Below are 25,928 nucleotides of genomic sequence, written 5' to 3' on the forward strand. Positions count from 1 at the left end.
TTTTAAATAAAAAAAAGAAGATACGGTTAAATAACTGTATCATCTAAACAAAAAAATACATACATTATATTAACTAAGTGTATAGGAGGAAACACTATGGAGCGTAGATATATGAAAGATAAATATTATATTGCTGTGTTCGAATCAAGAAACCACGCTATACAACTATATCAGTATTTAAGTAGACAACATTATATCCAATACGAGTTAGTATCCACACCATGTAAAATAAAGGCAGGTTGTAGTTACTCTATTAAATTTACAGATTTAAAGGATTATGAGTTTTTGAAAAATCTAGCCGATAAATCTAGTAGGAAGATATTGAATATATATGAAATTAATCGACAAAACGGAAAAAGAACCTTAAACAAGTTAGATTTAAAATAAATATAGTATACAGATTAAATCTATTTGAAAAAATTCACAAAACGTTGGAACATATTATTATTAGTAGGAAGATTATTCAGTCTATCTTGTAATATTAACATGTGCTTTTTATAATCTACTATTTTTTCTTCTAATAAATTTAAATCTATTTCACAATCAGCGATATTTTTCGCAAACTCTTGTTTTTTACCTTCTATTTCAGAGAGCTGCATTTCTAAGATTTTATAATTAGAGAGTAGCTCTTTTATTATTTCAGTAGATTGATCATTTTCATTTTTTATTGTATAAAAATCATTTGTGGATGCTGAATTTACAACTGGATTTTTTAACTCATATTCTTCGGTTTCTTTTATACTACTTATAATAGGATCTTGAGGTTTGAAAACTTCAGGGTCTATAGATGTCTCATTCTCTATGCTATTAAACAGATCTATACCAACAATCTCAATTTTATCTGTAATATTTCCATAAAGGTGTTTAATAAAAAAGTTATCATCTATTTCTGGGCTACTAGAGTATCTAATAATCTTAGAATCTTCTATTTTATATAGATTATTACCTACTGATTCCCAAGAATGTCCGAAGTCCTTTGATATAATTTCAATAATTTGGCTATTTTGTTTGCAGTAAATTTTCAATGTATTTGACTCTTGGATTAATATAGGAGAATGGTTATTTGAATTTTTATTAGACAATATTTGTGTATTAGACCACTTTGATCTAGGGTCAATTACATTAGTCTTTTTTTTGTATTTCAATATAAAGTTATTTTGCTGTATAGTACACCAAACCAAATGAAGATTATCATTTTTATCTATGAATATATAAGGATGAGAATGGTCTTCTTGTGAATTGGTTATTAACTCACTAATACTCCATTTTTTAGTAGATAGGTTAAATCTATTATAGTATAGTTGATGATTATTTTTATAATATACTTTATATACTAAATGAAGATTTTTCAAGCTATCTATAGAAACCTGAAGAGGACTAGGATATTTTCCGTGAAGGTAATTTCCAACTACAAGTCTATCTATACCAGTTTCATTCCAATATATATGTTCAACATAAGATAACATAGGAGTAAGTAAATTTGTTTTTGTGTAGATAATGTGTGTATAACTACTATTAACATATAACGTTAAATATCTATATATATTGGACTTGATATCGAACTTTGAAATAGTTTTATAATTCCACTTATCATTTTGATTTATATAGTATAATAAATCTCCTTCTTTAGTGACACAAATAAGATGAATTTTTTCACGTCTATCAATTGTTACTGAAAAATCTACAATAGAGGTAACTAATAGATTATTTTCTAGGAGAGTATTGTTGTTAGCATATATACTATAATGCAATGACTTATCATTACTTAAAAAAAAATGGTAGGTTAAATTTTTATTAGTTTTAACTAAATATTGTTGATCAGCAGTCAGTTGCATAGAACTCACATCCTTTTTAAAAAAAATTTTTTTTAATAATCACAAATATTAACTTACTCCATATTATGATATTACAAGTAAAATTATTAATATATTGAGATTTAAAATAAAATGAGGGGGGAAAACCTATGCCGTTAAATCTTGATTCTAACTTATTACAACAAAGTCCATACGACCCATATTTTCCAGATTTCGTTACTGCATGTGTAATAGTTGACAAAGTATACTTCCAATGTCAACAAAGAGAGTGCATTGAAAATGTGCGAGTTAGACTGCCACATGATTGCCCATCTAAATTTGAATTTTTAGATGTTGTATTTAACCCAGGAGAAATTATAAATGGAACACTAGTAATTACAGATATACCAAGTAGACCAAATTTTAGAAGAGTAAGATTTAAAGTAAAAATTACTTTTACAGTAAGAATTCGAAATACAACAACAGGAGCTATTGAAAATATTGCTGGTGAATTGCCACCAATCCAAAAAGATATAGTTCTATTCATTCCAGACGCAAGAGATGAATTTACATTTAAGATTGTAGTTGAAACTCTATCACAATCATTAACTGAGCCTATATTTGATGATGGTGTCTTAATATTTACTATCGGAGTATTCATGATTATTAAAGTAGTTGGTAAAGTACAATTACTTATTCCAGAGTTTGGATTCTGTCCTGCACCACCTGAGTGTGAAGAATTCTTACCAACAGATATATGCGATGAATTCGAAATGGAAGACTTCCCACCTTTCTTCCCACCACAGTTGGAAGATATACCTCTTGGATTTATGTAAATAACAATAAAAAGCTACCATAATGGTAGCTTTTTATTAAAAATATAGTATTCAAATTAATTATTTTCTAATAAACATTTGAGTGTAATGTCCATTATGAATACCAACTCCAATATGAGTATAAGTAGGATTTAAAATGTTTTCTTTATGACCTTGTGATCTCATAAGTGCATTGTGAGCGGCTTCAACACTACTATTTTTTGCTATGTTTTCAGCTGCACCACGATATTTAATTCCGAATTTAGTCATCATGTCAAATGGAGATCCATATGTCGGGGAATCATGAGAAAAATACTTGTTATCACTCATATCTTGAGATTTTAATCTAGCAACATAGGATAGATCAACATCTATTTGTAATGGTTGCAACCCAGCATCTTGTCTTGCTTTGTTTACATATTCAATCATCTGAATTTCTGATGCAGTTAATGAATGCTTTCCATTAGAAGTAGATCCTGTGTTAGATCCAGTATTAGTATCTGGTTGTGGCTCCTGTGGTTTAGGCTTAACATTTTCTGCTGGTTTTTCCACTGGTTTAGTTGTGTTGTCTGACGGTACTTCTACAGGTTTATTAGTATTAGTTTCAGGTTTAGGATATTTTCCTATGGATACAACAGGACAATTTTTTGTTGTTTGATTTGGTTTACTTACAACCTTAAAGTATCCATTGTTTTGTCGTATAGTTGCACTATTTGAATAAGTAGTTCCTGCAACATTAGATACATTAATGTATTTTGTGTAAGCACTAGATGTCACAGGCATAGAAACTAATAGAGCCGCCATAACTGTAGGTAATACTAACCTCTTACAATTTTTAAGTTTCATTATATTTCCTCCCTTTAATTTAGGCTTGTCATTATAATACAGTAACAAAGTTAAGATTTCAACACAATTCGACATTTTTTTTGTGGTAATTTATTGAACATAAGTTAAATCTAGTAAGTTAATAAAATAATCAGAAGCTTTATTTGTACTGAAATTACAGTTATGAGGAGAATATATATGAAAGTATTAGCTTATATAAGAAATGACTATAAAAGTAATATAGGGGGAGATTCAATTCAATTTACTAAAACTGTAGAATATTTAAAAAGAAAAGGTATTGATGTTGTAATTTCCAGTAATCAACACGAAGATTTAAGGCCGTATGACCTAGTCCATATTTTTAATACTATTCGTATTGGAGATACATATCGATATTATAAACGGAGTAAAGATTTTAAAAAGAAGATTGTTTTGTCTCCTATATATTGGAATTATGGTATATATTTATATAAAAACTTTAATAAAGCAAAGTTTATAAATCGTTGGAATATGGATAATGTATTAAGAAAAGAAGTTATGCAAAATGTAGATCTGATTTTACCAAGTTCAAAGATTGAGTTAGATATTATAAAGAAAGATTTCAATACTAAAAGACCGTGTAAAATTGTATATAATGGTGTAGATGCTTGTTTTTCTGAAGGAAAATCCGAAAAATTTTTAGATAGATATGAGATTAATAATGAAAATTTTGTTTTATCTGTAGGTAGAATCTGCCCACATAAAAATCAACTAACACTTGCAAAAATATGCCAGAGTATAGATATACCTTTTGTAATGATAGGTCCAGTAAATGATATAGAATACTTTAATAAGTGTAAAGATGAAAATCCATTTTTAATACATATAAATGGATTAAATCATGAAGAGTTAGTTTCAGCCTATAGAGCAGCTAAGGTTCATTGTCTTGTTAGTTGGTATGAGACTCCAGGTCTGGTTAATTTAGAAGCTGGAATCGCTGGGTGTAATATACTTACAACACCAGAAGGAAGTACCAAGGAGTACTTTAAAGATTATGTAGAGTATTCAACATGGGATGATGATCACAATATATTAGAAAAAATAGTGGCATTATTAAGTAAGAATAAAGATTATAATTTAAAGAATCATATTGTAAATAATTTTCTGTGGGAGGATATAGCCGATTCTATAATAGATGCCTATAGAACTTTATTAAATTAGAAAATATAATACCCTTTTAAAGATTACACCTAATAAAGTTATTAAAAAGTATTACTAAGTAGTAAGTATATTACATATAATTATCCAATAAATGAAGAAAATTAAACTGATGAGGTGAAGTTAATGAAGATTTGTATATTAGGTGGATCTGGGCAGTTAGGATATGAACTAAGTAAAGATTTAGAAAAACTTGATTTTGATATTGTGTCTTTAAGAAGGAAAGATTTAGATATAACTAATTTAGATTCTTGTTATGAAATTTTAAATAGTATTAGACCTGAATTTGTTATACATGCTGCTGCTTATACGGATATAGATGGATGTGAAAAGACACCAGATTTAGCTTATAGTGTTAATACTAATGGTACAGAAAATATTACAAAAGCAGTTGAAAAAATAGGCACAAAATTAATATATGTCAGTACAGATCATGTTTTTGATGGAGTTAAGGGATCATCTTACAATGAGTATGATACACCAAATCCTATTAATGTTTATGGTATGTCTAAATATAATGGCGAGTTAATTGTGAAAAAAAATTTAGAAAAATATTTTATAGTAAGAACATCATCTATATTTGGGCATAGAAGTAAAAATCTTATAAAAGCAATTACAAATTTAACAAACACTAATACAATTTTAAATATTATAAGTGATCAAAAAAGAAGTCCTACCTATTCAGCAGACTTTTCGACAGCATTGATTCAGCTTTTAAACAACGAAGATTATGGAATATATCATTTAGTGAACAAGGGAAGCTGCTCTTGGTATGAATTTGTTCAATATATATTCAAAATAAAAGAAATGGAAGTAAAAGTTGTTCCTATAAACTCTAAAGATCTGCAGTTGATGGCTAAAAGACCTGAAAATATTAGTTTAAATAATAGTTCTTATATTAGATTAAGATCATGGGAAGAAGCGGTAGAAGAATATCTGACTTTTACTTAGTTGTATGTGAATTTTGATATTAGCAATATAATTTATTGAGCATATAATAAATAAGGTATTTATTTAAATGTTTTTAAAGGGGGGTTAATAGTGAAGGTTTATGTAAAAAAACCAGTTCGTATTGAATATTATCCAAAGACAAAAGAAAATGTAGATAGCAATGAATACATGCAAGTAGACGAGGTTTTAAGTAAATCTTTAGATGAGGAAATTACAGTAGAACATATAGTGCAAGAGGAAAAGTGTATATGTCAAGAGTATAGTTCAATAAAAAATGAGGAAATTATAGAAGAAGATATAGAAGAATTAGAAATTTAAATAAAATAGTAGAATAATAAGAGAGGCAAAGCCTCTCTTTAATTTTACAATTAAGTTAAATAAAACATTATATAATCACTAAAAAATTTAATAAAAATTACCAATGAATGTTGACAAAAATAGTAGGGTATAATATAATTATTGAAGAATTCCAATCATTTCACTTGGAATTAGAGGAGGGGCGAAATGAAACTTTCTACTAAGGGGAGATATGGCTTAAAAGCAATGTTTGATTTAGCAATACATTATGGAGATGGACCAATTTCTCTTAAGAGTGTTGCAGAACGACAGTTAATTTCAGATCATTATTTGGAGCAATTAATTGCAAGTCTTAGAAAATCAGGATTAGTTAAAAGTGTTAGAGGTGCTCAAGGTGGATATATGTTAGCTGATAGCCCATCTAAAACAACAGTTGGTGATATTATTAGAGTTTTAGAGGGCCCTCTTGGTCCGTCAGATTGTGTCCTAGAGGATGAACCATCAGCATGCGATAGAGCTGATTGTTGTGTAACTAGAATAGTATGGGAAAAAATACGATTAAGTATTAGTGAGGTTATTGATTCTATTACACTTCAAGATATGTTAGATGATTACGAGAGAATAGGAAATAAAGATAATTATATGTATTATATATAATTGTATGCTAAAAAATTTAAATAAATAATTTCAATCAATATGTCAATATACGCTATGAGGAGAGGGTTACATGAATAAACGAGTTTACTTTGATTACTCTGCAACTACACCTATGAAAAAAGAGGTATTAGAAGAAATGCTTCCATTTTTCAATATTGAATTTGGTAATCCATCAAGCATACATTCCTTTGGTAGACAAGGAAAAAGTGTACTGGATACTGCAAGAGATAAGATAGCAAAAACATTAAATGCAAAATCTGATGAGATTTTCTTTACAGGTGGCGGATCTGAAGCTGACAACTGGGCTATTAAAGGGGTTGCATTTGCAAACAAAGCTAAAGGAAATCATATCATAACTACTAAAATTGAACATCATGCAGTGCTGCATACATGCGAATATTTAGAAAAAGAAGGTTTTGAAGTAACTTACTTAGATGTAGATCAATATGGATTAGTTGATGTAGATGATGTAAAAAATGCTATTAAAGATAATACTATTTTAATTACTATTATATATGCTAATAATGAGATTGGAACAATACAGCCTATAAAAGAAATTGCTCAGGTATCTAAAGAAAAAGGAGTTATTTTTCATACAGATGCTGTACAAGCCTATGGTAACGAAATTATTGATGTTATTGACCTTAGTGTTGATTTAATGTCTATTTCTGCTCATAAGGTTTATGGACCAAAGGGTGTAGGAGCACTATATATAAAAAGGGGTACAAAAATTCATCAGCTTATTCATGGTGGAGCCCAAGAAAAAAGAAGAAGGGCGGGTACTGAAAATATACCTGGAATAGTAGGCTTTGGGAAAGCATCAGAAATGGCCTATGAAAATATAGAAGATCATATTAATAAGTTAATTAGATTAAGAGATAAAATGATTAATGAACTTATGGAGAAAATACCGTATACACGATTAAATGGACATCCTACAAAAAGATTACCTGGAAATGTAAATCTATCTTTTGAGTTTATAGAAGGTGAGTCACTTTTATTAAGTCTGGATATGGTAGGAATTGCTGGATCAAGTGGATCAGCTTGTACATCAGGCTCATTAGACCCATCTCATGTGCTAATGGCAATTGGACTATCCCATGAAGTAGCTCATGGATCTTTAAGGTTAACAATAGGTGATTTCACCACAGAAGAAGATGTAGACTATGTTATTGAAAAATTACCGCCAATTGTTGATAGATTAAGGCAAATGTCACCTTTGTATGAAAAGGTAAAGGGAGGAAACAAATAATGTATAGTGAAAAAGTAATGGATCATTTTATGAACCCTAGAAATGTTGGAGAGATAGAAAATGCTGAGGCAGTAGGTCAAGTTGGTAATGCAAAATGTGGAGATATTATGAAAATGTATTTAAAGATTGACAATGATATTATTACAGATGTGAAATTTAAAACCTTTGGATGTGGTTCTGCTATTGCAACATCAAGTATGGCAACTGAAATGATTAAAGGTAAAACGGTAAAAGAAGCATTAAAATTAACTAATAAAGCTGTTGCAGAAGCTCTTGATGGACTTCCTCCCGTAAAAATGCATTGCTCTGTATTAGCAGAACAAGCAGTAAAAGCAGCTATATATAACTATGCAAAGGAAAGAAATCTAGTTTATGAAGAATTAGATGGATTTGATCCCGATGAAGATCATGACCACCATGACCATGGAGAAGAAGAATAATTTTTAATTTGGAAACCTTAATTAATCATTCATATTTTATCTAAAAAATGCAGGTATTGCCTGCATTTTTTTATTTTTTTGAGCAAAAATAGTGAATAGAGAAGAAAAGAGGGATACAATGATTAAGGAAACCGATCTTATTGGATTACCTATTTTAAAAGAGGATCATGAGCCCTTAAGCTATGAAATAAAAGATATAATCTATTGCTTTAAGGATTTTCGTATATTGGGGCTTTATTTACAACAAATAAATTCAATAAAATATACAAAATTTCTTCCTTACACAAAAATAAAAAACATTACAGAAGAAGGTATTTTAATATATTCAATTAATGATATTGTAGGTGTAGATCAAATAGCAGAGATAAAAGATGCAATTAATAATAAACCAATAATTGGATATGAGATATATTCAAACACTGGCGAAATAATTGGAGTAATAAAGGATGCATTATTACAAATAAGAAGTGGAAAAATTTTAGGATTTATTATGAGCGAAGGATTGTTTGATGACCTAATAAATGGGTATTCATTTTTACCTTTAGTTGAAGGAATTAACTTTTATGAGTATAAAATAATGTTAAATAATAAGGACCAATTAAAAATTTTACCTCAGCAAGGTGGATTGAAAAAAATGCTTGGTATAGATCGATAAAACTAGCAAAACATATAAATAATAATATAGAAAAGGAGTGAAATGTATGCATAGAAATATGACAAGAGGACTTATTGCAATAGGAATTGCTGGCGCGGCAGTAGGTATGTATGCAGCAGCAAATATGAAACCTAGAGAAAGAAAACGAATGATGAAAAATGGTAGAAGAGCTCTAAGTGCTTTAGGTATTATGAAAGGACTTGATATGTTTTAGTGAATGCATTAAATATTAGTAAAGCCTCTACCCTTGCGATAGAGGCTTTACTAAATTAAAAGTATTCCATTAATTTCTCATAGGGTGAGAAAATATAAATTTTAAAGTACTCCATAAATCTATGAGGTAGAATCAGAAGATTTTTTTATAAAACATGATTATATATTTATTAAATATTACATATTAAACATAAAGGGGTGAAAAAATGGAAAATAGCAAAACAATACAGGTCATTTCTAAAAGTTTTAAAAATTTAGCTGAAAATAATGGATTCACGAATATTTTGCAATTTTTTATGCAGCTTTTAATCGTTGTGTTACTATTTTTTATTATTTATTTTCTTGTACATATTGGTAATCAACATATAGATTCTAAAAAAAGAATTAATATTGGAAAACGTCAAATTGTTTATTTTATATTATCATTTATATTGATAATTGCAGTTATTGTAATATTTCAGTCTGGAAGTTTAATGTATGAAATATTATCACCATTTTTATTTGCAATTATATTGGCATATACTTTGAATCCACTTGTTAGTTATATAGAGAAAAAAGGTATAAAAAGATTTTGGTCAGTATTTATTGTTTATTTTGTAATAGCTACAATTATTTTTATATTTTCCGTTACTTTAGTGCCCAAAATGACTTTTGAAATTAAAAAATTATTAGAGTCATTACCAAAGCTTGGGAATGAAAGCTATGGATACATATATGATAAATATGTAAAATATAACAGTAGTATAGACAATTTACCAAAAGAATTTAATGGAGTAAAAGAAGTATTAAAATTTAATGGAAATAGGCTTGAAGATTTTATATTAAGAATTATATCTTCTGTAACAAATTTAATGCTCACAACTCTTTCAAAGATAGTAAATATAGTGCTGACTCCAATATTAGCATTTTATTTTTTAAAAGATGCAGATAAATTTAAAAAGATGTTAATTTTAAGTATACCTAAATTTTTGAGAAAAGGAGTAATTGATGTTGCCAAAGACATTGATGAAGTTCTGGGTGGATTTATAAGAGGACAACTGATTGTTGCAGGAATAGTAGGACTTTTAACTACTATATCTCTTTTAATTTTGAAAGTAGAATTTGCAGTATTAGTTGGTATGATTGCGGGAATAGCAAATGTAATTCCTTATTTTGGACCAATAGTTGGAATAATACCTGCAGCAGTTTTTGCATCCTTAGGAGGATTGAATAAAGTAATATGGGTAGTAGTTATATTTATAATTATACAGCAAGTTGAAAGTGCTATTATATCACCAAAAATTATTTCTGATAAAGTGGGTATCCATCCTATTGTTGTTATTTTATCTTTAATTATTGCAGGAAAATTTTTTGGTTTATTTGGACTTTTAATTGCAGTGCCTATAGCTGGAGTAATTAAAGTGACTGGAAAGCATTTTATAAATTATATTGCAAAATTTTGATATGCTCATTAATAGGTTTTAAAATAGCTATTTTAGAAAAAACGTCAAAAATAATAATCAAAAATTTTTAAAATAATCATTCACAACTCTAGTAGCATTATCAATCATATCTTGATTGACATGACTATAAATTTTCATAGTTATTTATACATCATGTCCTAGAAGTTGTGCAGTAGTTTTAAAATCTATTCCTTTAGCAATCAAAGAAGTGCCACACGTATGTCTTAAATCATGAATAGTTATATCATATATATCAATGATATTAAATGCTGTTGTTGAGGAAGAATACAATAACGGCGTTGAAGATACTAATAATATTAAAACTTTTAACTAAGCACTTACTAAGAAAAAACAGTAGGTGCTTTTATTATGCTTAAATTTAAAGGTGATATTTTTATCTTATGATTAACAATTTTTAGTTAATTATGTTATAATTAGTTAAATTAAAAATAGTTGATAATAATATATTATTATCATTAGATTTAAATATATTAATTGATAGGAGAATGATACCATGAACAATCAAGAACAGAAACAAGAAAAAGAAACTTCAAGTTTAGTGCTAGAAAAACTATTGCAATCTAGATCAATCATAATTTCTGGAGAGATCAATCAAGCTTTAGCAGAAAAAATAACTACACAGCTTTTAATTCTACAAGAAATGGGAGATCAACCAATAAAATTATTTATCAACAGTCAAGGTGGTCATGTAGAAGCTGGTGATACAATTCATGATATGATTAAGTTTATTAAACCACGTGTTATTGTAATTGGTACTGGTTGGGTTGCAAGTGCTGCTATCACAATATATCTTGCGGCTAAAAAACAAGATCGTTATTCTTTACCAAACACAAGGTATATGATACATCAGCCATTAGGTGGCTTAAGTGGTCAAGCTACAGATATTGGGATTGAAGCAAAAGAGATATTGAAAGTACGTAAGAGGATTAATAGCATAATCAGTGAAGCCACTGGTCAATCGTTAGAAAAAATAGAAAAAGACACAGATAGAAATTATTGGTTAAACGCTTATGAAGCAATTGACTATGGAATAGTAAATCAAGTTATTTCGAAATATGAGGAACTAACGAATCTATAATTTATCAGGGTATTAATCTATATATAGGAAATATAGAACAACAAGTCTTATAAATAAGGCTTGTTGTTTTTGCTATTTTTAGTATTGTAGAGCATAAAGAACAAGAATCAAAGACTGGCACTGATCAGTATAAAAAAGCATGTAGGTATGAAATATGGATTGGTTAAAGGTGTTACCTAAAAAAGTAGGAATTGAAGATATAAAGGTTGATGAGATTGTAGGAGATATAAATAAAGAAGTACCAAAGTATCTAATTCCTAAGGATAAGTACAATGAAGTATTGGAAGCTAAAAAACAACTTGGACCTGACATTAAAGAAAGATACAAACAACTTAATGATTTAGGTGATAAGGTAAAAGGTAATGAAGAACTAGGGTAGTGTTTAGACTTTACCCTCTTTTTTATATAATTTATAAAAATATGAAATCTACTCAATAAAAATAGTGTTTTGATGTAAAACACTTGATAGAGTAATTACCAAGTTTAGGTGTAGAGATACCCGTGTTTTTTATTTTTTAGTAACACTTTTGCCAGTCCGCAATATACTTGTATTGGGAAAGAAGCAAAGCAGTAAGCAACTTTTCTAATATAAAAAAAGGGAAGGCGAGAATAATGAATTATAACCAAGAAATTAATACACAAAGGTGCAACGATCCAATTAGTATAGGTGCAACATGTGTAGCTCAGATAGATGGAAGATTCTTCTTGCTTATAGAAATTGAAATAGAAGTTATGGGTAATGTGGTGGAAGAAGTGATTATAATAGAGATAACAGCAGCTCAAGCAGCAGCGCTAATAGCAGCAGGAGTTATGCGTTGTCAAATAGTTACCACAATTCCTACAGGAACAGGAGTAAACCTTATTTGTGCATTTGTAGTAGGAGCAAATGTATTCTTAGTGTTTAATGTTGAAAATGCAACTGATCGACTAGTTCTAGTTAGAGTACCTTTATGTACTATTATTTAATCAAACTGTGTCAGGATGAGAGTTGCTGAATGAAAGGCTGAAGGAAAATGATGGGGTAGCTTAGGCTACCCTGTTTTTTATTTTTGCAGATATTAATAATTGTCTAGTATTTAAATAAATATTATGCAAAAAATAAGATTGATTAAATATAAAGAGGTGAATTAATTTGAGTAGAAGAGGACCATTAGATCCTAATGCAGCAAAAGCATTAAATAAAATGAGACTTGAAATAGCCGACGAATTAGGTGTTACGGACAATATTACTGAAGATAAGAACGATTCACTTGTATATGAGCAGGTTAAAATTGGTGGAAAAATTGGAGGTAACATGACAAGAAGATTAGTAGAAATGGGACAAAATCAATTGATTAATAAAAAATAATTAAATAGTAAAGGGTAGCTAAGGTTCCCTCTTTTTTTATTTTTATACGGATATATCACAATCTATAGGTCGTTTCATAATATATATTGCAACTAAAGATAAAGTTGCTAATAGAAAAAATAAATAAGGCTAGAATTTTAGAGGTTCATTCACAGCTTATAGATTCCTGACTACTTTATTTTAAAAAGGCAGGTGAAATATATGAGTCAAATCGTTGAAAAAGATGGATTTTTTGGAGGGTGCGGAAATAATTTCTTTTTCTTCATCTTTCTAATTATTATATTATGTTGTGTATGTGGACGTGAACGTAGATTTGGATGTTGATGCGAACGTGAGTTTTGTGATTGTAAAAGATAAAGGAAACAGAATTAGGGCGAAGCTTAGGCTTTACCCTCTTTTTTTATGTCTTTTTAAGTTGAAACAAGCTACAGAGTTAACCACAATCAATTATTTTGTGAGTACCTATAAGTTTATCATATTTAAAATAAAATTGTTTAAAATGAATCCTATGAGATATTAGAGGAAGTACAAAAAGCACTTGGCCAGAAATTGAGTGTTATTAGTACAAAAAACTTTCCAAGTTTAGATAAATTGTTTGAAACAACGATAGATGATACGGATGGAGAATGAATTAAATACCTAACAAATATAAATTATTTAATTTGATAAAGTGTTTTTTAATTAAATTCATTACAATATAGATAATAACTGTATTGTAATAAAATTTGTTAAAGTTGTAAAACATAGTAATGTATATTCTAAATTATATTGCAAAGTTTTAGTTATATATTGACAAAATATAGTATGTTATATATAATTCATATAAAATATATTGTTAAAAGTGATGAAGAGAAGTAGTAATATGGATTAACTCTTACAGAGAGGAGGTTCTAGGCTGAAAAACCTCTAGATAGACCATTTGAAGCAGTCTCTGAACAATAATCTTGAAACTAAGTAGAGATTATCGGCAAAGCCGTTATACTTTATTTCCTAGAGTGATCGTTATTTTTAGCGATAATTAGGGTGGTACCGCGAGAATACTCTCGTCCCTACAGTTTTATTATGTATGGATGAGAGTTTTTATTTTTATATTTTTTCAAACTACAGGAAAAATTATGAAGGAGGATTATTTTTATGAAGAAATTAGGCGTGAATGAAATTAGAAAAGAATTTCTAGAGTTTTTTAAAACTAAAGGTCATATAATACAACCTAGTTTTCCTTTAGTACCTCAAAAGGATAAGAGTTTACTGTTAATAAACTCTGGGATGGCACCATTAAAACCTTATTTTGCAGGGATAGAAGAGCCACCAGGAAAAAGAATGGCTACGTGTCAAAAATGTATTCGTACAGGTGATATTGAAAATGTAGGAAAAACAGCAAGACATGCTACTTTTTTTGAAATGTTAGGGAACTTTTCATTTGGTGACTATTTCAAAAAAGAGTCTATTCAGTGGGGATGGGAGTTTGTAACAAAGAATCTAGAGTTACCAGTTGATAAGCTTTGGGCTACTGTATATTTAGAAGATGATGAGGCTTTTGAAATCTGGAGTAAGCAAGTTGGTTTGCCAGAAGATAGGATTGTTAGGTTAGGTAAGGCTGACAACTTTTGGGAGATCGGTATAGGCCCATGCGGACCATGTTCAGAAATTTATTTTGATCGTGGACAAAAGTATGGCTGTGGAAGTAAAGACTGCAAGCCAGGCTGCGAATGTGACAGATATGTTGAATTTTGGAATCATGTATTTACACAATTTGATAGAGATGAAGATGGAAATTATAATCCTCTTCCAAACCCCAATATAGATACAGGTATGGGACTGGAGAGAATGGCTTGTATTATGCAAGGTGTAGACTCTATTTTTGATATAGACACAATGCAATATATATTAAATGGAGTATGTGAAATTACTAATACAGAGTATAATAAGGATGAAAAAACTGATGTGTCTATTAGAATTATAACCGATCATGTACGCTCTATATCTTTAATGATTGGTGATGGAATACTGCCAAGTAACGAAGGTAGGGGTTATGTTTTAAGAAGATTATTAAGAAGAGCTGCACGTCATGGAAAATTATTAGGAGTAAATAGAGCATTCTTGTACGAGTTAGTAGATAGAGTGGCTAAGAACTATGGTGAAACCTATACTGAGCTAATTGAAAAGAAGGATTATATTAAAAAGGTAATACAAGTTGAAGAAGAGCGATTTATGGAAACGATAGATCAAGGTATGGAGATTTTAAACCAGTATATAGAAGAATTATTAGGTGCAAGTGAAAACGTATTAAGTGGAACAAACGCATTTAAGTTATATGATACTTATGGATTTCCATTTGATTTAACTAAAGAAATATTAGATGAAAAAGGACTATCTGTAGATGAAAAGAGTTTTGAAAGTGAAATGGAAAAACAAAGGCAAAGAGCTCGGGAAGCAAGGGTAGGTGTTGATACTGAGGGCTGGAAAGAGGATGTTTTTGCAGGACTAAACAAAGATATCAATACAGTTTTTAAAGGGTATAATAATTTAGAACTAGAAGGAAAAGTACTAGCTATTATAAATAATGGTGAAGTTGTTGAAGAATGTACTATAGGAGATGAAGCTACTATCATACTAGATGAAACTGTTTTCTATGGTGAAGGTGGAGGACAGGTAGGCGATATTGGTACTTTATACAATGAAACAACAAAATTGACTGTATTAGATACTAAAAAAGGACCACATAATCAAATTCATCATATTGTTAAAATAGAAGATGGCTTACTCCATATCGGTGATACTATTAAAGCTAAAGTAGATGTTACTACTAGAATGAATACTGCTCGTAACCATACTGCTACTCATTTATTGCACAAAGCTTTAAAAGATGTAGTAGGTGAGCATGTTAATCAGGCAGGGTCTCTTGTGACTCCCGAAAGGCTAAGATTTGACTTTACTCATTTTGAAGGATTAACAAAGGAGCAAGTAGCTAAAATTGAAGAAAATGTTAATAAACAAATATTAGGTGGACTAAATGTAAATATCTTTGAAACATCTATAGATGAAGCTAGAAAGATAGGTGCTCAAGCTTTATTTGGTGAAAAGTATGGTGATATAGTTAGAGTAGTTAAGGTTGGAGATTATAGCACCGAACTTTGTGGAGGAACCCATGTAAATAATAGTGGTGAAATAGGAATTTTAATTATATTAAGTGAGGCAGGCGTTGCTGCTGGTGTAAGAAGGATTGAGGCTATTACAGGTATTGAAGCATATAGATATGTACAAAAAAATCAAGAGACAATACAAAAAATAGCAGAAACATTAAAGACACAAACTCAAAATGTAATCGGGCGTGTAGATGAATTAGTACAAGAAGTAAAGGAAAAAGATAAAGAAATAGATAAACTTAAAAGCCAGTTAGCAAGCAATTCCACCGGGGATTTTTTAAATAATGCAGATAGTATTAATGGAGTAAATATAATTGTTGAGTCTATAGATAATCAAGATATGGACGATTTAAGAAAAATTGGAGATGCATTAAAAGAAAAGATTGGAACAGGAGTAATTGTTTTAGCGTCTAATAACAATAATAAGGCTAATTTTGTCGCTATGGCTACAAAGGATGCAGTTTCAAAAGGAGTACATTCTGGTAATTTAGTTAAAGAAGCTGCTAAAATTGCTGGTGGCGGTGGTGGTGGAAGACCAGACATGGCACAAGCAGGTGGAAAAAACCCTCAAAAAATAGAAGAAGCTTTAGCTGTTATAAAGGATTTATTAAAAACTCAATTAAATGGGTAATTTAATGAGTAAGAGCATGGATATCCATGCTCCTACTTATTTCAATAATTTCATATGATATTCCTTAGTATATAAGGGTATAATATGGTAAAATAATATTAATCTAATAGGAGAGGGGAATAACTATGTCAGAAAAACTTAATTTTACTATGAAGTTTGATCTAGATAAAGAAAAAGAAACTAAGGCAAAGGATATAATTTTAACTGTATATAAAGCCTTGGAAGAAAAGGGATACAACCCTACAAATCAGTTTGTTGGATATATTTTATCTGGAGATCCTACTTATATTACAAGCTATAATAATGCTAGAAGCTTAATAAGACAAATAGAAAGAGATGAATTATTAGAAGAGTTATTAAAGACATATTTAGATAAAAAGTAGGTGATTTAAAATTGAATATAAGAGCAATTCGCTTTATTACAGTGTTAATTTTAGTAATGACAATAGTAACAGGTATATCTTATGGATCTGAAAATAACATACATGATTATGATGATGTTAAGGTAGTAATGGTTATAATTAATCGAATTGATTTTAGTGACTTAGAGAAAATGCCTTATGTGAGACGATTAATTGATAAAAGTTCTATTGCCCTAATGAACACTAAGGCTTCTGGAGCAAATAATGAATTTAAGTCTTATGCTACTATAGGATGGGGAATACGATCAGAGGCTTCACAGAATACTTCTTTATTTTATAATCTAGATGAAGATACTGAATCAATCTATGAGAGACGTACTGGGAATGAAGCATCTGAAAATGGTATTATTAATTTAGATATTAGTAAATTAATTACTCAAAACCAAAGAAGTGAGTATGGTTCGACACCTGGCTCGTTGGGTCAAGTGTTAAGAGAACATGGATATAAGACTTCGTTAATAGGCAATAGCGATACTGATGATACTGAAATTAGATCTGCGGGCTTAATAGCTATGGACTTTGATGGATTTATCGACTCTGGAAATGTAAGTAGTGATTTAATAAAAGAGGATATAACAAGACCCTTTGGTATTAAAACTAATTATGAGTTATTAATAGAAGAATTTGAAAAAGCGTATTCAGATTCAAATTTAATAGTAATTGAAACTGGCGATACTACAAGGTTAGAAAGATATAAAGAAAATCTATATCCTGAAGCCTATGAAAACCATAAAACAAATATATTGAAGGAAATAGATGATTTTATTTCTAACATCGCTGAAAACTTTAATGAAGAAAATACTAAACTTATGATTGTTGCTCCATATCCATCTAATGCAGCAGCAAGTAAGGGAGAAAGATTAACTCCTGTTGTTATCCATGAGGGGGGAGATGATGGACATATTCTATATTCATCAACTACAAGAAGAGATGGAATTGTAGGCAATGTAGATATTGGACCAACAATTTTATCTTATTTTAATTTAAGCTCAGATAAAATGACAGGGAGAGTATTAACATCACATCGACATGAGGATAACTTAAATTATATTAATAATTTAAATAAAAGAGTAGTTAATACATCTACACAAAGGTATAGAGTTTTATATAGCTTTGCTATATACGAAATAATTACTTCACTTTTAGCTTTAATATTAATAATGCTTAGAAACAGTATATCAACTAGATGGTATAAATATATGTCTCTAGCATTGGTTGGAAATATGGTTGCGCCTTTCACCCTACTACTAATACCTTTATTTAGGGTAACAAATATTACAATTACGTATTTATTACTTTTAGGTATTACAATAGGTATAGTATTTTTACTTTACCTAGTAGCTAATGGCAACTCATTAAATTTAATTTTGTATGCTATGGTTCTGTTAGTTGGTGGTCTATTGATTGATACTATCACTGGACAAAATTTAATTAAAAATTCTCTATTAGGCTATGATCCTATAATAGGCGCAAGATATTATGGAATAGGTAATGAATACATGGGTATACTTATTGGGGCTGTTCTAGTATTAACTACTGTATTATCAGAAAGATATTCAATTAATAAATATATGCTTATAATAATTTATGGATTTGTTACTATTATTATAGGATTTCCTAGGCTTGGAGCAAATGTAGGTGGTACAATTACAGCGGTATTTGCTTTTGTGTTTGTATCTATTAGACTACTGGGGCAAAAAATTAATATTAAGAAGCTAATTTATATTGCTTTAGCTGTAATAGGGGCAGTGGGTGTAATGGCTATAATTGATTTATTTATCCTCGAAAGTCAGTCTCATTTAGCAGGAGCAATAAAACAAATTATTTCAAGTGGCCCTATTGTGATATATCAAATTATAGTTAGAAAAATTTCTATGAATTTAAGAATTATGGGTGTAACCATTTGGAGTAAGGTGCTTTTAAGTGCAATTGTTGTTTTAAGTATACTTTTTTATAAACCTATTGGATTTATAAAACAAATATCATTGAAGTATCCTAAAATAGCTATAGGCTGGAGTGGGATAATCGTTGCTTGTATTATTGGGTTTGCGGTTAATGATTCTGGTGTAGTAGCAGCAGCTACAAGCGTAATATTTTTAACATCAACAATACTGTATTTAATAATTGATGACTTAAGTCATTAAAGCCGGCATAGCCGGCTAGAATTTTTTACTGGTACTGGAGTGGTTATTATGGAAAAAATAAAATTAGGAAATACCAATATTGAAGTTTCAAGACTTTGCTTCGGAAGCTTAACTATGGGTCCACTGCAGACAAATCAAAGCCCAGAAGATGGTGGAGATTTATTATTATATGGATTTGAAAATGGAATTAACTTTATTGATGCAGCAGAGCTATATGAAACCTATAAACATATAGGACATGCCTTAAAGTATTTAGATAGAAGTAAGGTTATAGTGTCTACAAAATCTTATGCTTATTCTAAGGAAACAGCTGAAAACAGCTTAAAGAAAGCACTAGATGAAATGGATACAGATTACGTAGACTTCTTTATGCTACATGAGCAGGAAAGTGAACATACTATACGCGGGCACTATGAAGCTATAGAATACTTTTTAAAGATGAAAGAAAAAGGATATATTAGAGGTGTTGGGTTATCTACTCATACAGTTGCGGCGGTAAGAGGAAGCTTAAAGTATAAAGAGATAGAAGTAATACACCCTATTGTAAATATTAATGGGTTAGGCATACAAGATGGTACGATTGATGACATGCTTTTAGCCCTTAAAGATGCCCATGATTTGGGAAAAGGCATATATGGTATGAAACCCTTAGGGGGAGGTAATTTGTTGAGAAATTTTCAGCAATGCTTCGATTTTGTGCTAAATCTTCCAGTGCTTGATTCTATTGCTGTCGGTATGCAAAGCAAGGAAGAAATAGATGTTAATGTATCCATATTCGAGGGAAGGGAAATAAATAAATTATCATTAGATAAAATTAAAAGCAAAGAAAGAAAGTTGAGCATTTCTAATTGGTGTGAAAGATGTGGTAAATGTGTAGAGGCTTGTAGTCATAATGCTTTGCAAATAATTGATGATAAGGTTGTAGTGGATCATAACAAGTGTGTACTATGTAGCTATTGTTCTAAATATTGTCCTGAATTTTGTATAAAAGTTATCTAATTAGGAGGTAGAAAATGCCAAGAATAATGGGTTTAGATGTAGGAGATAAAACTATAGGAGTAGCTTTGAGCGATTTGCTAGGGTGGACTGCACAAGGATTAGAAACTATACGTAGAATTGGAATAAAAAAAGATCTTCAAAGACTTGAAGAAATTATTAAAGAATATGAGGTAAATAAAATTGTTGTAGGCTTACCTAAAAACATGAATGGAACTATTGGACCTCAAGGAGAGAAGGTATTAGAATTTAATGAACGATTAGAAAAAAGATTTAATAATATAGAAATTGTTCCGTGGGATGAACGCTTAACTACTGTAGCGGCTGAAAAATCGCTAATAGAGGCAGATGTTAGTAGAAAAAAACGAAAAGAGGTAATAGATAAAATTGCCGCTGTTTATATTTTACAGGGATACTTAGATAGTTTAAGTAAATAATAAAATAAAAATAGTATTTTTTTATATGGATTTAGTATATAATACAACTATGGTAGTGATAGCCATAGGAAAGGAGAATATATCAATGGAAGAAAGAGACGATATAATAACACTAGTAGATGAAGATGGAAAAGAGCAGGATTTTGAAGTGATAATGACCCTTGAGGTAGAAGATAATGAATATGCAATTTTAGCACCTGTAGGATCAGATGATGAAGAAGACGCTTATGTTTTTAAAATCGTATATGATAATGAAGAAGAATTCTCGCTTGTTGCTATCGAAGATGATGAAGAATATGAAAATGTAGTAGCTACATATGAAACATTAATGGATGAAGAAATGTAAATAAAAAAGAGATGAACTTTAAAGAGTCCATCTCTTTTTATATAATGTATAGTAAAGCATATATTTTCTTAATATAGACTTTACTTTAAACACAGTTCAGCCATGCTTATCTGACTTAAAAAGATTTTGATAGAAATCTTTGTTATATTTATTACTTCAAATGAACATAATAATTTACAGTTAGTAGGATTAAAAGATATTAAACGATTGACAAACTTGGAATCTTTTACTATAATATTACTTGAAAAGCATTATTATTTGAGAAATGAAGGTGGGAAAATGGACAACCTGATTGATTCATTAAAAGAAAGACTAAAGGAGAAAGGTTATAAATTAACTCCTCAGCGAAGAGCTACATTAGATACTATTATTGAAAATCAAGGGAAACATTTAAATACCGAGGAGATTTATGATCTTGTAAAAGAGAAATGTCCTGAAATAGGACTTGCAACTGTGTATCGAACTTTACAACTATTAGATGAGATGTCAGTTCTCTCAAAGTTAAATTTAGACGATGGATGTATTCGTTATGAACTAAATACTCATGAAGATGACCATCAACATCATCATTTAATTTGCCAAAGCTGTAATGATGTAATAGAAGTGGAGCTAGATCTATTAGAGCATTTAGAAGAAGAAATAGAAAAAAAATATCATTTTATTATTAGGGATCATACTGTTAAATTTTTTGGTATCTGTTCTAAATGCCAGTAGTCTTGCAGAACTTCTGCAAGACTTTTCTACATATATACTAGATATTTTTTATTGTTTAAGAAAGCATAATTTTTTAATTATTGATGAATTTTAAAGAAGTAGACGATTAGTAGCATTTTAAGTATTTTAAAATTTAAAATAAATTTCATGTGCGATAGCATGAGACGAATTTTTTAAATATAATTTTATGTTATTTAGGAAAATATATATACAAGATAAACAAATTTAGTTATTTTAATTAAATATGATAAAATCTATATTTATTTGAGAAAATTGGATATATATTTAATAATATATAGTATGATATATCCTTATTAAATAATATAGTTTCTATATAAATGGAATATGTGGTAAAATATATTAGACGAAATGAGTCCGGGTAATTAGTACTACTGTATTAATAATAAAAACAATAAACGGAGAAACGATATGACAAAAGGAGAGATAATAGTGGCTAGAAAAGCAACAAAAATTAAAATTATTCCACTAGGAGGGCTAAGTGAAATTGGAAGAAATATGACCGCATTTGAATATAAAGATGAGATCTTGATTATTGATTGTGGACTAAGTTTTCCAGAGGACGATATGTTAGGGATTGACATTGTTATTCCAGATATAACATATTTAATGAAGAATAAGGATAAGGTTAAAGGAATAGTATTGACCCATGGACATGAAGACCATATTGGAGCATTACCTTATATTCTTAAAAAATTAAATGTTCCAGTATATGGTACAAGACTTACATTAGGTTTAGTAGAAATTAAAATTAAAGAACATAAGCTTAATAACGTACATTTACAAAGAGTAGATGCTGGTCAAACCGTCAAACTTGGAGAATTCGAAGTTGAGTTTATTCGTACTAGTCATAGTATACCAGACTCCTGTGCTATAGCTATACATACCTCTTTAGGTGTAATCTTTCACACAGGGGATTTTAAGGTGGATTACACACCTATTGATGGTCAACTAATTGACTTACATCGTATAGCAGAACTAGGTAAAAAAGGCGTGTTAGTAATGATGGCTGATAGTACAAATGTGGAGAGACCAGGATCTACACTGTCGGAGCGTAGTGTAGGATCAACATTTGAAAATATTTTTAGAAATACTAGAAAACGAATTATTGTTGCTACTTTTGCATCGAATGTACATAGAGTACAGCAGGTGTTAGATTCGGCATATAAATACAATAGAAGGGTAGTAATCTCTGGTAGAAGCATGGTAAATGTAATATCAGTTGCTCAGGAGCTGGGCGCTTTAAATGTGCCAGAAGGATTAATTATTGATATAAACGAAATGGATCAATATGACGATAACAGAATTGTTATTTTAACAACTGGAAGTCAGGGTGAACCTATGGCTGCTCTATCAAGGATGGCAAGTTCTGAACATAGAAAATTAGATATTCAACCTGGAGATTTAGTTGTTTTTTCATCTAGTCCAATTCCAGGAAATGAAAAATCAGTTACTCGTGTAATCAATCAGTTATTTGAAAAGGGTGCCGAAGTTATTTATGAAAGCTTAGATGAAGTCCACGTTTCAGGTCATGCTTGCCAAGAAGAGTTAAAGTTAATGCATAGGTTAGCTATGCCACAATATTTTATACCAGTTCATGGAGAATATAGACATTTAAGACAACATGGAAAGTTGGCTGAAAGCCTAGGTATGCCTAAAGAGAATATATTTATTGGCCAAAATGGTACTGTTTTCGAATTTGGTAAGGACTATGGGAAAATAAGTGGTAGCATACAGTCAGGTAGAGTATTAGTAGATGGATTAGGTGTAGGGGATGTAGGTAATATTGTTCTTAGAGATCGTAAACATTTAGCAGAAGACGGATTAATGGTAGTAGTAGTTACAATTGCTAGAGAAAATGGTAAGGTTGCAGCAGGACCAGATATCATTTCAAGAGGTTTTGTTTATGTAAGAGAATCTGAAGATCTAATGGATGAAGCTAGAAAAGTTGTTCGAAGTGTTTTAGATAGTTGTGAACAGCAAAATATTAGGGAATGGTCATCGCTAAAAAGTGCTATAAGAGATAGCTTAAAGGATTTTCTATATGAAAAAACTAAGCGTAGACCAATGATTCTACCAGTAATAATGGAAGTTTAAAACTAAACCGCCTTGGTAATTTTACTCCAGGGTGGTTTTTATTATTTATTCAGGTGAGAAGTTAATATTAGGTATGATAATATTAATAATGGAACTGGGGGAATAGTATGAACATATTTTTATATTTAATAATCTTAGCATTAGGTGCATACATAGGCAACAAAAAGCTACTAAAAGATTCTATAATGAAAAAACTAGATTATATTCAAAGTCTTTCACTTTTATTACTTTTATTTATTATGGGTGTTAGTATAGGTATGGATAAAGATGTAGTTACCTCTTTTGCTGCAATTGGTGTGCAGGCTATAGTTTTAGCAGTATTTTCAGTAGCATTTAGTATTTTAGGTGTTAAGATTATATCCAAAAAGGTACTTACCTTGGAAGAAAAGAGGGAAAAAAGTGACTGTTAAAATATTATTAGCTGTTGGTTTTGGCATATTATTCGGATTGTTTATTTTTCCTGTAAATATGGCTACGTATATGAGTACATTTATTAGCATAGGACTTTGTATACTGTTGTTTTTTGTTGGCATAGATATAGGAAGACAAGAAAATATAGCTAAAAAAGTAAAGGAATTGGGTTTGAAAGTTCTTTTAGTTCCTTTAATGGTTGCATTAGGTAGTATTATAGGCTCTATGTTTGGCGGAGCTATACTAGGTATTCCAATTAACCAGGCAGGAGCAATTGGAGCAGGGTTTGGTTGGTATAGTTTATCAGCTATTGAATTAGCAAAACATAGTGCTCAGCTTGGAACATTGGCGTTTATCACAAATGTTTGTAGAGAAATTATTGCAATAATTATAATTCCTATAATTGCTAAGTATATAGGTAAATTAGAAAGTATTGCACCAGCAGGGGCTACAGCGATGGATACCACATTACCTATTATTTCAAAGGCTACAGATGGAAACGTAGCTGTTATTTCATTTATTACGGGTGCATCATTATCGTTATTAGTACCAATTTTAGTGCCATTTTTTATGATTTTACAATAAATTTATTTAAAGACTTATTTTCGATAAAAAATAACATGATAATGATATTATTGTTGAAATTTCACTATTTCCACGGAAATTAATATTTCAAATAGAATATTTTAAATTTAGATATATAATACAAGGCTTCAGCTGACTAATAATAAGGGATATGTGAAAAACTATTAGCAATAGACAATAATTCTTGTAAAAGTATACACACAATAATATAATATTAAGTGATTATTAGATATGTTATTTTAAATTTTATATATCTTGATTGTTATATTTTAACTAAAAGCATGAAAAGGATAAATTGATACGTGGTATAGCCCACGTATTAATTTATGATAAAGGAGTTGTTTACCTTGAGCAATATAACATTACCATTTGTAGAGGAATATATTAGAGGAATTTTACCGAGCAATGAAGGACTTTTTCGAGAAATGGAACTGTATGCTGATGAAAATCATGTACCTATAGTTCATAAAGAAGTAGGTGTTTTATTGCAAGTAATTACAAAATCTACTAGGGCAAAAAAAGTATTAGAAGTGGGGACAGCTATTGCCTACTCTACTCTACTATTTTGTGAAGCTATGGGAGATAATGGGCACATAACTACAATTGAAAGAAATGCAAAGAGGATTTGTTTAGCTAGAGAAAATATTAAAAAAGCAAATAAAACTAATAATGTTCATCTACTAGAGGGCGATGCAACGGAAATTTTAAAAAGTTTAGAAGGCAAGTATGATTTAATTTTTTTAGATGGAGCAAAAGGGCACTATAAGGATTTTTTAAATGATTGTATTAATTTATTAAATCCTGGTGGTTTGTTGATTTCAGATAATATATTATATAAGGGCATGGTTGCAACAGATGATTTAGTAGTGCGTAGACAACGAACAATTGTAAATAGAATGCGAGAATATTTACAATACATATGCAATCATTCACAATTAGATACTAGTATTATACCTATAGGAGATGGACTAGCTATTAGTTATAAAAAGTAGGAAGA

The 25,928-nt window shown here is 29.7% G+C and carries 30 protein-coding genes and 1 other annotated feature; of the genes, 27 read left to right on the plus strand and 3 right to left on the minus strand.

Annotation, left to right across the window (positions count from 1 at the left end):
* Positions 1-96: 96 nt before the first annotated feature.
* Complete coding sequence (locus tag KQI88_RS16150; RefSeq protein ID WP_216419083.1) at positions 97-387, plus strand: DUF3343 domain-containing protein; 291 nt, start codon at positions 97-99, stop codon at positions 385-387.
* Positions 388-407: 20 nt separating this feature from the next.
* Here KQI88_RS16150 and KQI88_RS16155 read toward each other — a convergent pair whose 3' ends face one another.
* Positions 408-1,835 carry a hypothetical protein gene (locus KQI88_RS16155; protein ID WP_216419085.1) on the minus strand — a complete coding sequence of 476 codons (1,428 nt, stop codon included), beginning with the start codon at positions 1,833-1,835 and terminating at the stop codon, positions 408-410.
* Positions 1,836-1,963: 128 nt separating this feature from the next.
* On the opposite strand from KQI88_RS16155, the gene KQI88_RS16160 reads away from it, so the two are divergent.
* On the plus strand, positions 1,964-2,629 hold the full coding sequence (locus tag KQI88_RS16160; protein ID WP_216419087.1) for a hypothetical protein: 666 nt from the start codon (positions 1,964-1,966) through the stop codon (positions 2,627-2,629).
* Positions 2,630-2,689: 60 nt separating this feature from the next.
* Here KQI88_RS16160 and KQI88_RS16165 read toward each other — a convergent pair whose 3' ends face one another.
* Positions 2,690-3,454, minus strand: coding sequence for a CAP domain-containing protein (locus tag KQI88_RS16165; RefSeq protein WP_216419090.1), 765 nt, complete (start codon positions 3,452-3,454; stop codon positions 2,690-2,692).
* Positions 3,455-3,631: 177 nt separating this feature from the next.
* Between KQI88_RS16165 and KQI88_RS16170 the strand changes: the two genes are divergently transcribed.
* The 9 genes from KQI88_RS16170 (at position 3,632) to KQI88_RS16210 (ending at position 10,537) form a co-directional block, all read left to right on the plus strand.
* Complete coding sequence (locus KQI88_RS16170) at positions 3,632-4,633, plus strand: glycosyltransferase family 4 protein (protein WP_216419092.1); 1,002 nt, start codon at positions 3,632-3,634, stop codon at positions 4,631-4,633.
* A 123-nt stretch (positions 4,634-4,756) separates the two neighbouring features.
* On the plus strand, positions 4,757-5,581 hold the full coding sequence (gene rfbD, locus KQI88_RS16175) for a dTDP-4-dehydrorhamnose reductase (RefSeq protein WP_216419093.1): 825 nt from the start codon (positions 4,757-4,759) through the stop codon (positions 5,579-5,581).
* Between the two features lie 90 nt (positions 5,582-5,671).
* On the plus strand, positions 5,672-5,899 hold the full coding sequence (locus KQI88_RS16180) for a hypothetical protein (protein ID WP_216419095.1): 228 nt from the start codon (positions 5,672-5,674) through the stop codon (positions 5,897-5,899).
* A 186-nt stretch (positions 5,900-6,085) separates the two neighbouring features.
* Positions 6,086-6,535: an RrF2 family transcriptional regulator gene (locus tag KQI88_RS16185; RefSeq protein WP_216419097.1), complete on the plus strand. Its 450-nt coding sequence runs from the start codon at positions 6,086-6,088 to the stop codon at positions 6,533-6,535.
* Positions 6,536-6,605: 70 nt separating this feature from the next.
* Positions 6,606-7,787 (plus strand): cysteine desulfurase NifS, encoded by a 1,182-nt coding sequence (gene nifS, locus KQI88_RS16190; protein ID WP_216419100.1) that lies wholly within the window; start codon positions 6,606-6,608, stop codon positions 7,785-7,787.
* Positions 7,784-8,227: a Fe-S cluster assembly scaffold protein NifU gene (nifU, locus tag KQI88_RS16195; RefSeq protein ID WP_456298292.1), complete on the plus strand. Its 444-nt coding sequence runs from the start codon at positions 7,784-7,786 to the stop codon at positions 8,225-8,227. The genes nifS and nifU overlap by 4 nt, the downstream gene beginning before the upstream one ends.
* A gap of 118 nt (positions 8,228-8,345) precedes the next feature.
* The gene (locus KQI88_RS16200) at positions 8,346-8,882 is read left to right on the plus strand and encodes a PRC-barrel domain-containing protein (RefSeq protein ID WP_216419104.1); all 537 of its coding nucleotides are present in this window, start codon (positions 8,346-8,348) and stop codon (positions 8,880-8,882) included.
* A 46-nt stretch (positions 8,883-8,928) separates the two neighbouring features.
* Positions 8,929-9,096, plus strand: a complete 168-nt coding sequence (locus KQI88_RS16205) for a YtxH domain-containing protein (protein WP_216419106.1) — start codon at positions 8,929-8,931, stop codon at positions 9,094-9,096.
* Between the two features lie 205 nt (positions 9,097-9,301).
* Positions 9,302-10,537 carry an AI-2E family transporter gene (locus KQI88_RS16210; RefSeq protein ID WP_216419108.1) on the plus strand — a complete coding sequence of 412 codons (1,236 nt, stop codon included), beginning with the start codon at positions 9,302-9,304 and terminating at the stop codon, positions 10,535-10,537.
* A gap of 144 nt (positions 10,538-10,681) precedes the next feature.
* On the opposite strand, the gene KQI88_RS18715 is transcribed toward KQI88_RS16210, so the two are convergent.
* Positions 10,682-10,828, minus strand: a complete 147-nt coding sequence (locus KQI88_RS18715; RefSeq protein WP_216419110.1) for a tyrosine-type recombinase/integrase — start codon at positions 10,826-10,828, stop codon at positions 10,682-10,684.
* A 223-nt stretch (positions 10,829-11,051) separates the two neighbouring features.
* On the opposite strand from KQI88_RS18715, the gene KQI88_RS16220 reads away from it, so the two are divergent.
* From KQI88_RS16220 to KQI88_RS16290, 16 genes are all read left to right on the plus strand, one after another.
* Positions 11,052-11,636, plus strand: a complete 585-nt coding sequence (locus tag KQI88_RS16220) for an ATP-dependent Clp protease proteolytic subunit (protein ID WP_216419111.1) — start codon at positions 11,052-11,054, stop codon at positions 11,634-11,636.
* Between the two features lie 154 nt (positions 11,637-11,790).
* Positions 11,791-12,015 carry a phage scaffolding protein gene (locus tag KQI88_RS16225; protein ID WP_216419114.1) on the plus strand — a complete coding sequence of 75 codons (225 nt, stop codon included), beginning with the start codon at positions 11,791-11,793 and terminating at the stop codon, positions 12,013-12,015.
* 233 nt (positions 12,016-12,248) lie between these two features.
* Positions 12,249-12,602, plus strand: coding sequence for a spore coat protein (locus KQI88_RS16230; protein WP_216419116.1), 354 nt, complete (start codon positions 12,249-12,251; stop codon positions 12,600-12,602).
* A 166-nt stretch (positions 12,603-12,768) separates the two neighbouring features.
* A complete protein-coding gene (locus tag KQI88_RS16235; protein ID WP_216419118.1) occupies positions 12,769-12,984 on the plus strand; it encodes an alpha/beta-type small acid-soluble spore protein in 216 nt (71 codons plus the stop codon).
* Between the two features lie 201 nt (positions 12,985-13,185).
* Positions 13,186-13,308: a hypothetical protein gene (locus KQI88_RS18375; RefSeq protein WP_281417629.1), complete on the plus strand. Its 123-nt coding sequence runs from the start codon at positions 13,186-13,188 to the stop codon at positions 13,306-13,308.
* Positions 13,309-13,819: 511 nt separating this feature from the next.
* Positions 13,820-14,038 (plus strand) — a binding site (T-box leader).
* Positions 14,039-14,118: 80 nt separating this feature from the next.
* A complete protein-coding gene (alaS, locus tag KQI88_RS16240; protein WP_216419120.1) occupies positions 14,119-16,761 on the plus strand; it encodes an alanine--tRNA ligase in 2,643 nt (880 codons plus the stop codon).
* A gap of 125 nt (positions 16,762-16,886) precedes the next feature.
* Positions 16,887-17,144 (plus strand): IreB family regulatory phosphoprotein, encoded by a 258-nt coding sequence (locus KQI88_RS16245; RefSeq protein ID WP_212377739.1) that lies wholly within the window; start codon positions 16,887-16,889, stop codon positions 17,142-17,144.
* An 11-nt stretch (positions 17,145-17,155) separates the two neighbouring features.
* Positions 17,156-19,327: an alkaline phosphatase family protein gene (locus KQI88_RS16250; RefSeq protein WP_216419122.1), complete on the plus strand. Its 2,172-nt coding sequence runs from the start codon at positions 17,156-17,158 to the stop codon at positions 19,325-19,327.
* A 48-nt stretch (positions 19,328-19,375) separates the two neighbouring features.
* Positions 19,376-20,326: an aldo/keto reductase gene (locus tag KQI88_RS16255; protein WP_216419124.1), complete on the plus strand. Its 951-nt coding sequence runs from the start codon at positions 19,376-19,378 to the stop codon at positions 20,324-20,326.
* Positions 20,327-20,340: 14 nt separating this feature from the next.
* Positions 20,341-20,760 carry a Holliday junction resolvase RuvX gene (gene ruvX, locus KQI88_RS16260; RefSeq protein ID WP_216419126.1) on the plus strand — a complete coding sequence of 140 codons (420 nt, stop codon included), beginning with the start codon at positions 20,341-20,343 and terminating at the stop codon, positions 20,758-20,760.
* Positions 20,761-20,845: 85 nt separating this feature from the next.
* Positions 20,846-21,106, plus strand: a complete 261-nt coding sequence (locus tag KQI88_RS16265; protein ID WP_212382259.1) for a DUF1292 domain-containing protein — start codon at positions 20,846-20,848, stop codon at positions 21,104-21,106.
* Between the two features lie 279 nt (positions 21,107-21,385).
* Positions 21,386-21,820, plus strand: a complete 435-nt coding sequence (locus tag KQI88_RS16270) for a Fur family transcriptional regulator (protein ID WP_216419128.1) — start codon at positions 21,386-21,388, stop codon at positions 21,818-21,820.
* A gap of 450 nt (positions 21,821-22,270) precedes the next feature.
* Positions 22,271-23,935: a ribonuclease J gene (locus KQI88_RS16275; protein ID WP_305829048.1), complete on the plus strand. Its 1,665-nt coding sequence runs from the start codon at positions 22,271-22,273 to the stop codon at positions 23,933-23,935.
* 107 nt (positions 23,936-24,042) lie between these two features.
* A complete protein-coding gene (locus KQI88_RS16280; RefSeq protein WP_216419130.1) occupies positions 24,043-24,345 on the plus strand; it encodes a LysO family transporter in 303 nt (100 codons plus the stop codon).
* Positions 24,335-24,931, plus strand: a complete 597-nt coding sequence (locus tag KQI88_RS16285) for a lysine exporter LysO family protein (protein ID WP_216419132.1) — start codon at positions 24,335-24,337, stop codon at positions 24,929-24,931. Before KQI88_RS16280 ends, KQI88_RS16285 begins: the two co-directional genes overlap by 11 nt.
* Positions 24,932-25,278: 347 nt before the next feature.
* Entirely contained in the window at positions 25,279-25,923 is a 645-nt protein-coding gene (locus tag KQI88_RS16290; protein WP_246579342.1) for an O-methyltransferase, read from the plus strand.
* Positions 25,924-25,928 lie beyond the last annotated feature (5 nt).

The sequence above is a fragment of the Alkaliphilus flagellatus genome (assembly GCF_018919215.1).
Classification (GTDB): domain Bacteria; phylum Bacillota; class Clostridia; order Peptostreptococcales; family Natronincolaceae; genus Alkaliphilus_B; species Alkaliphilus_B flagellatus.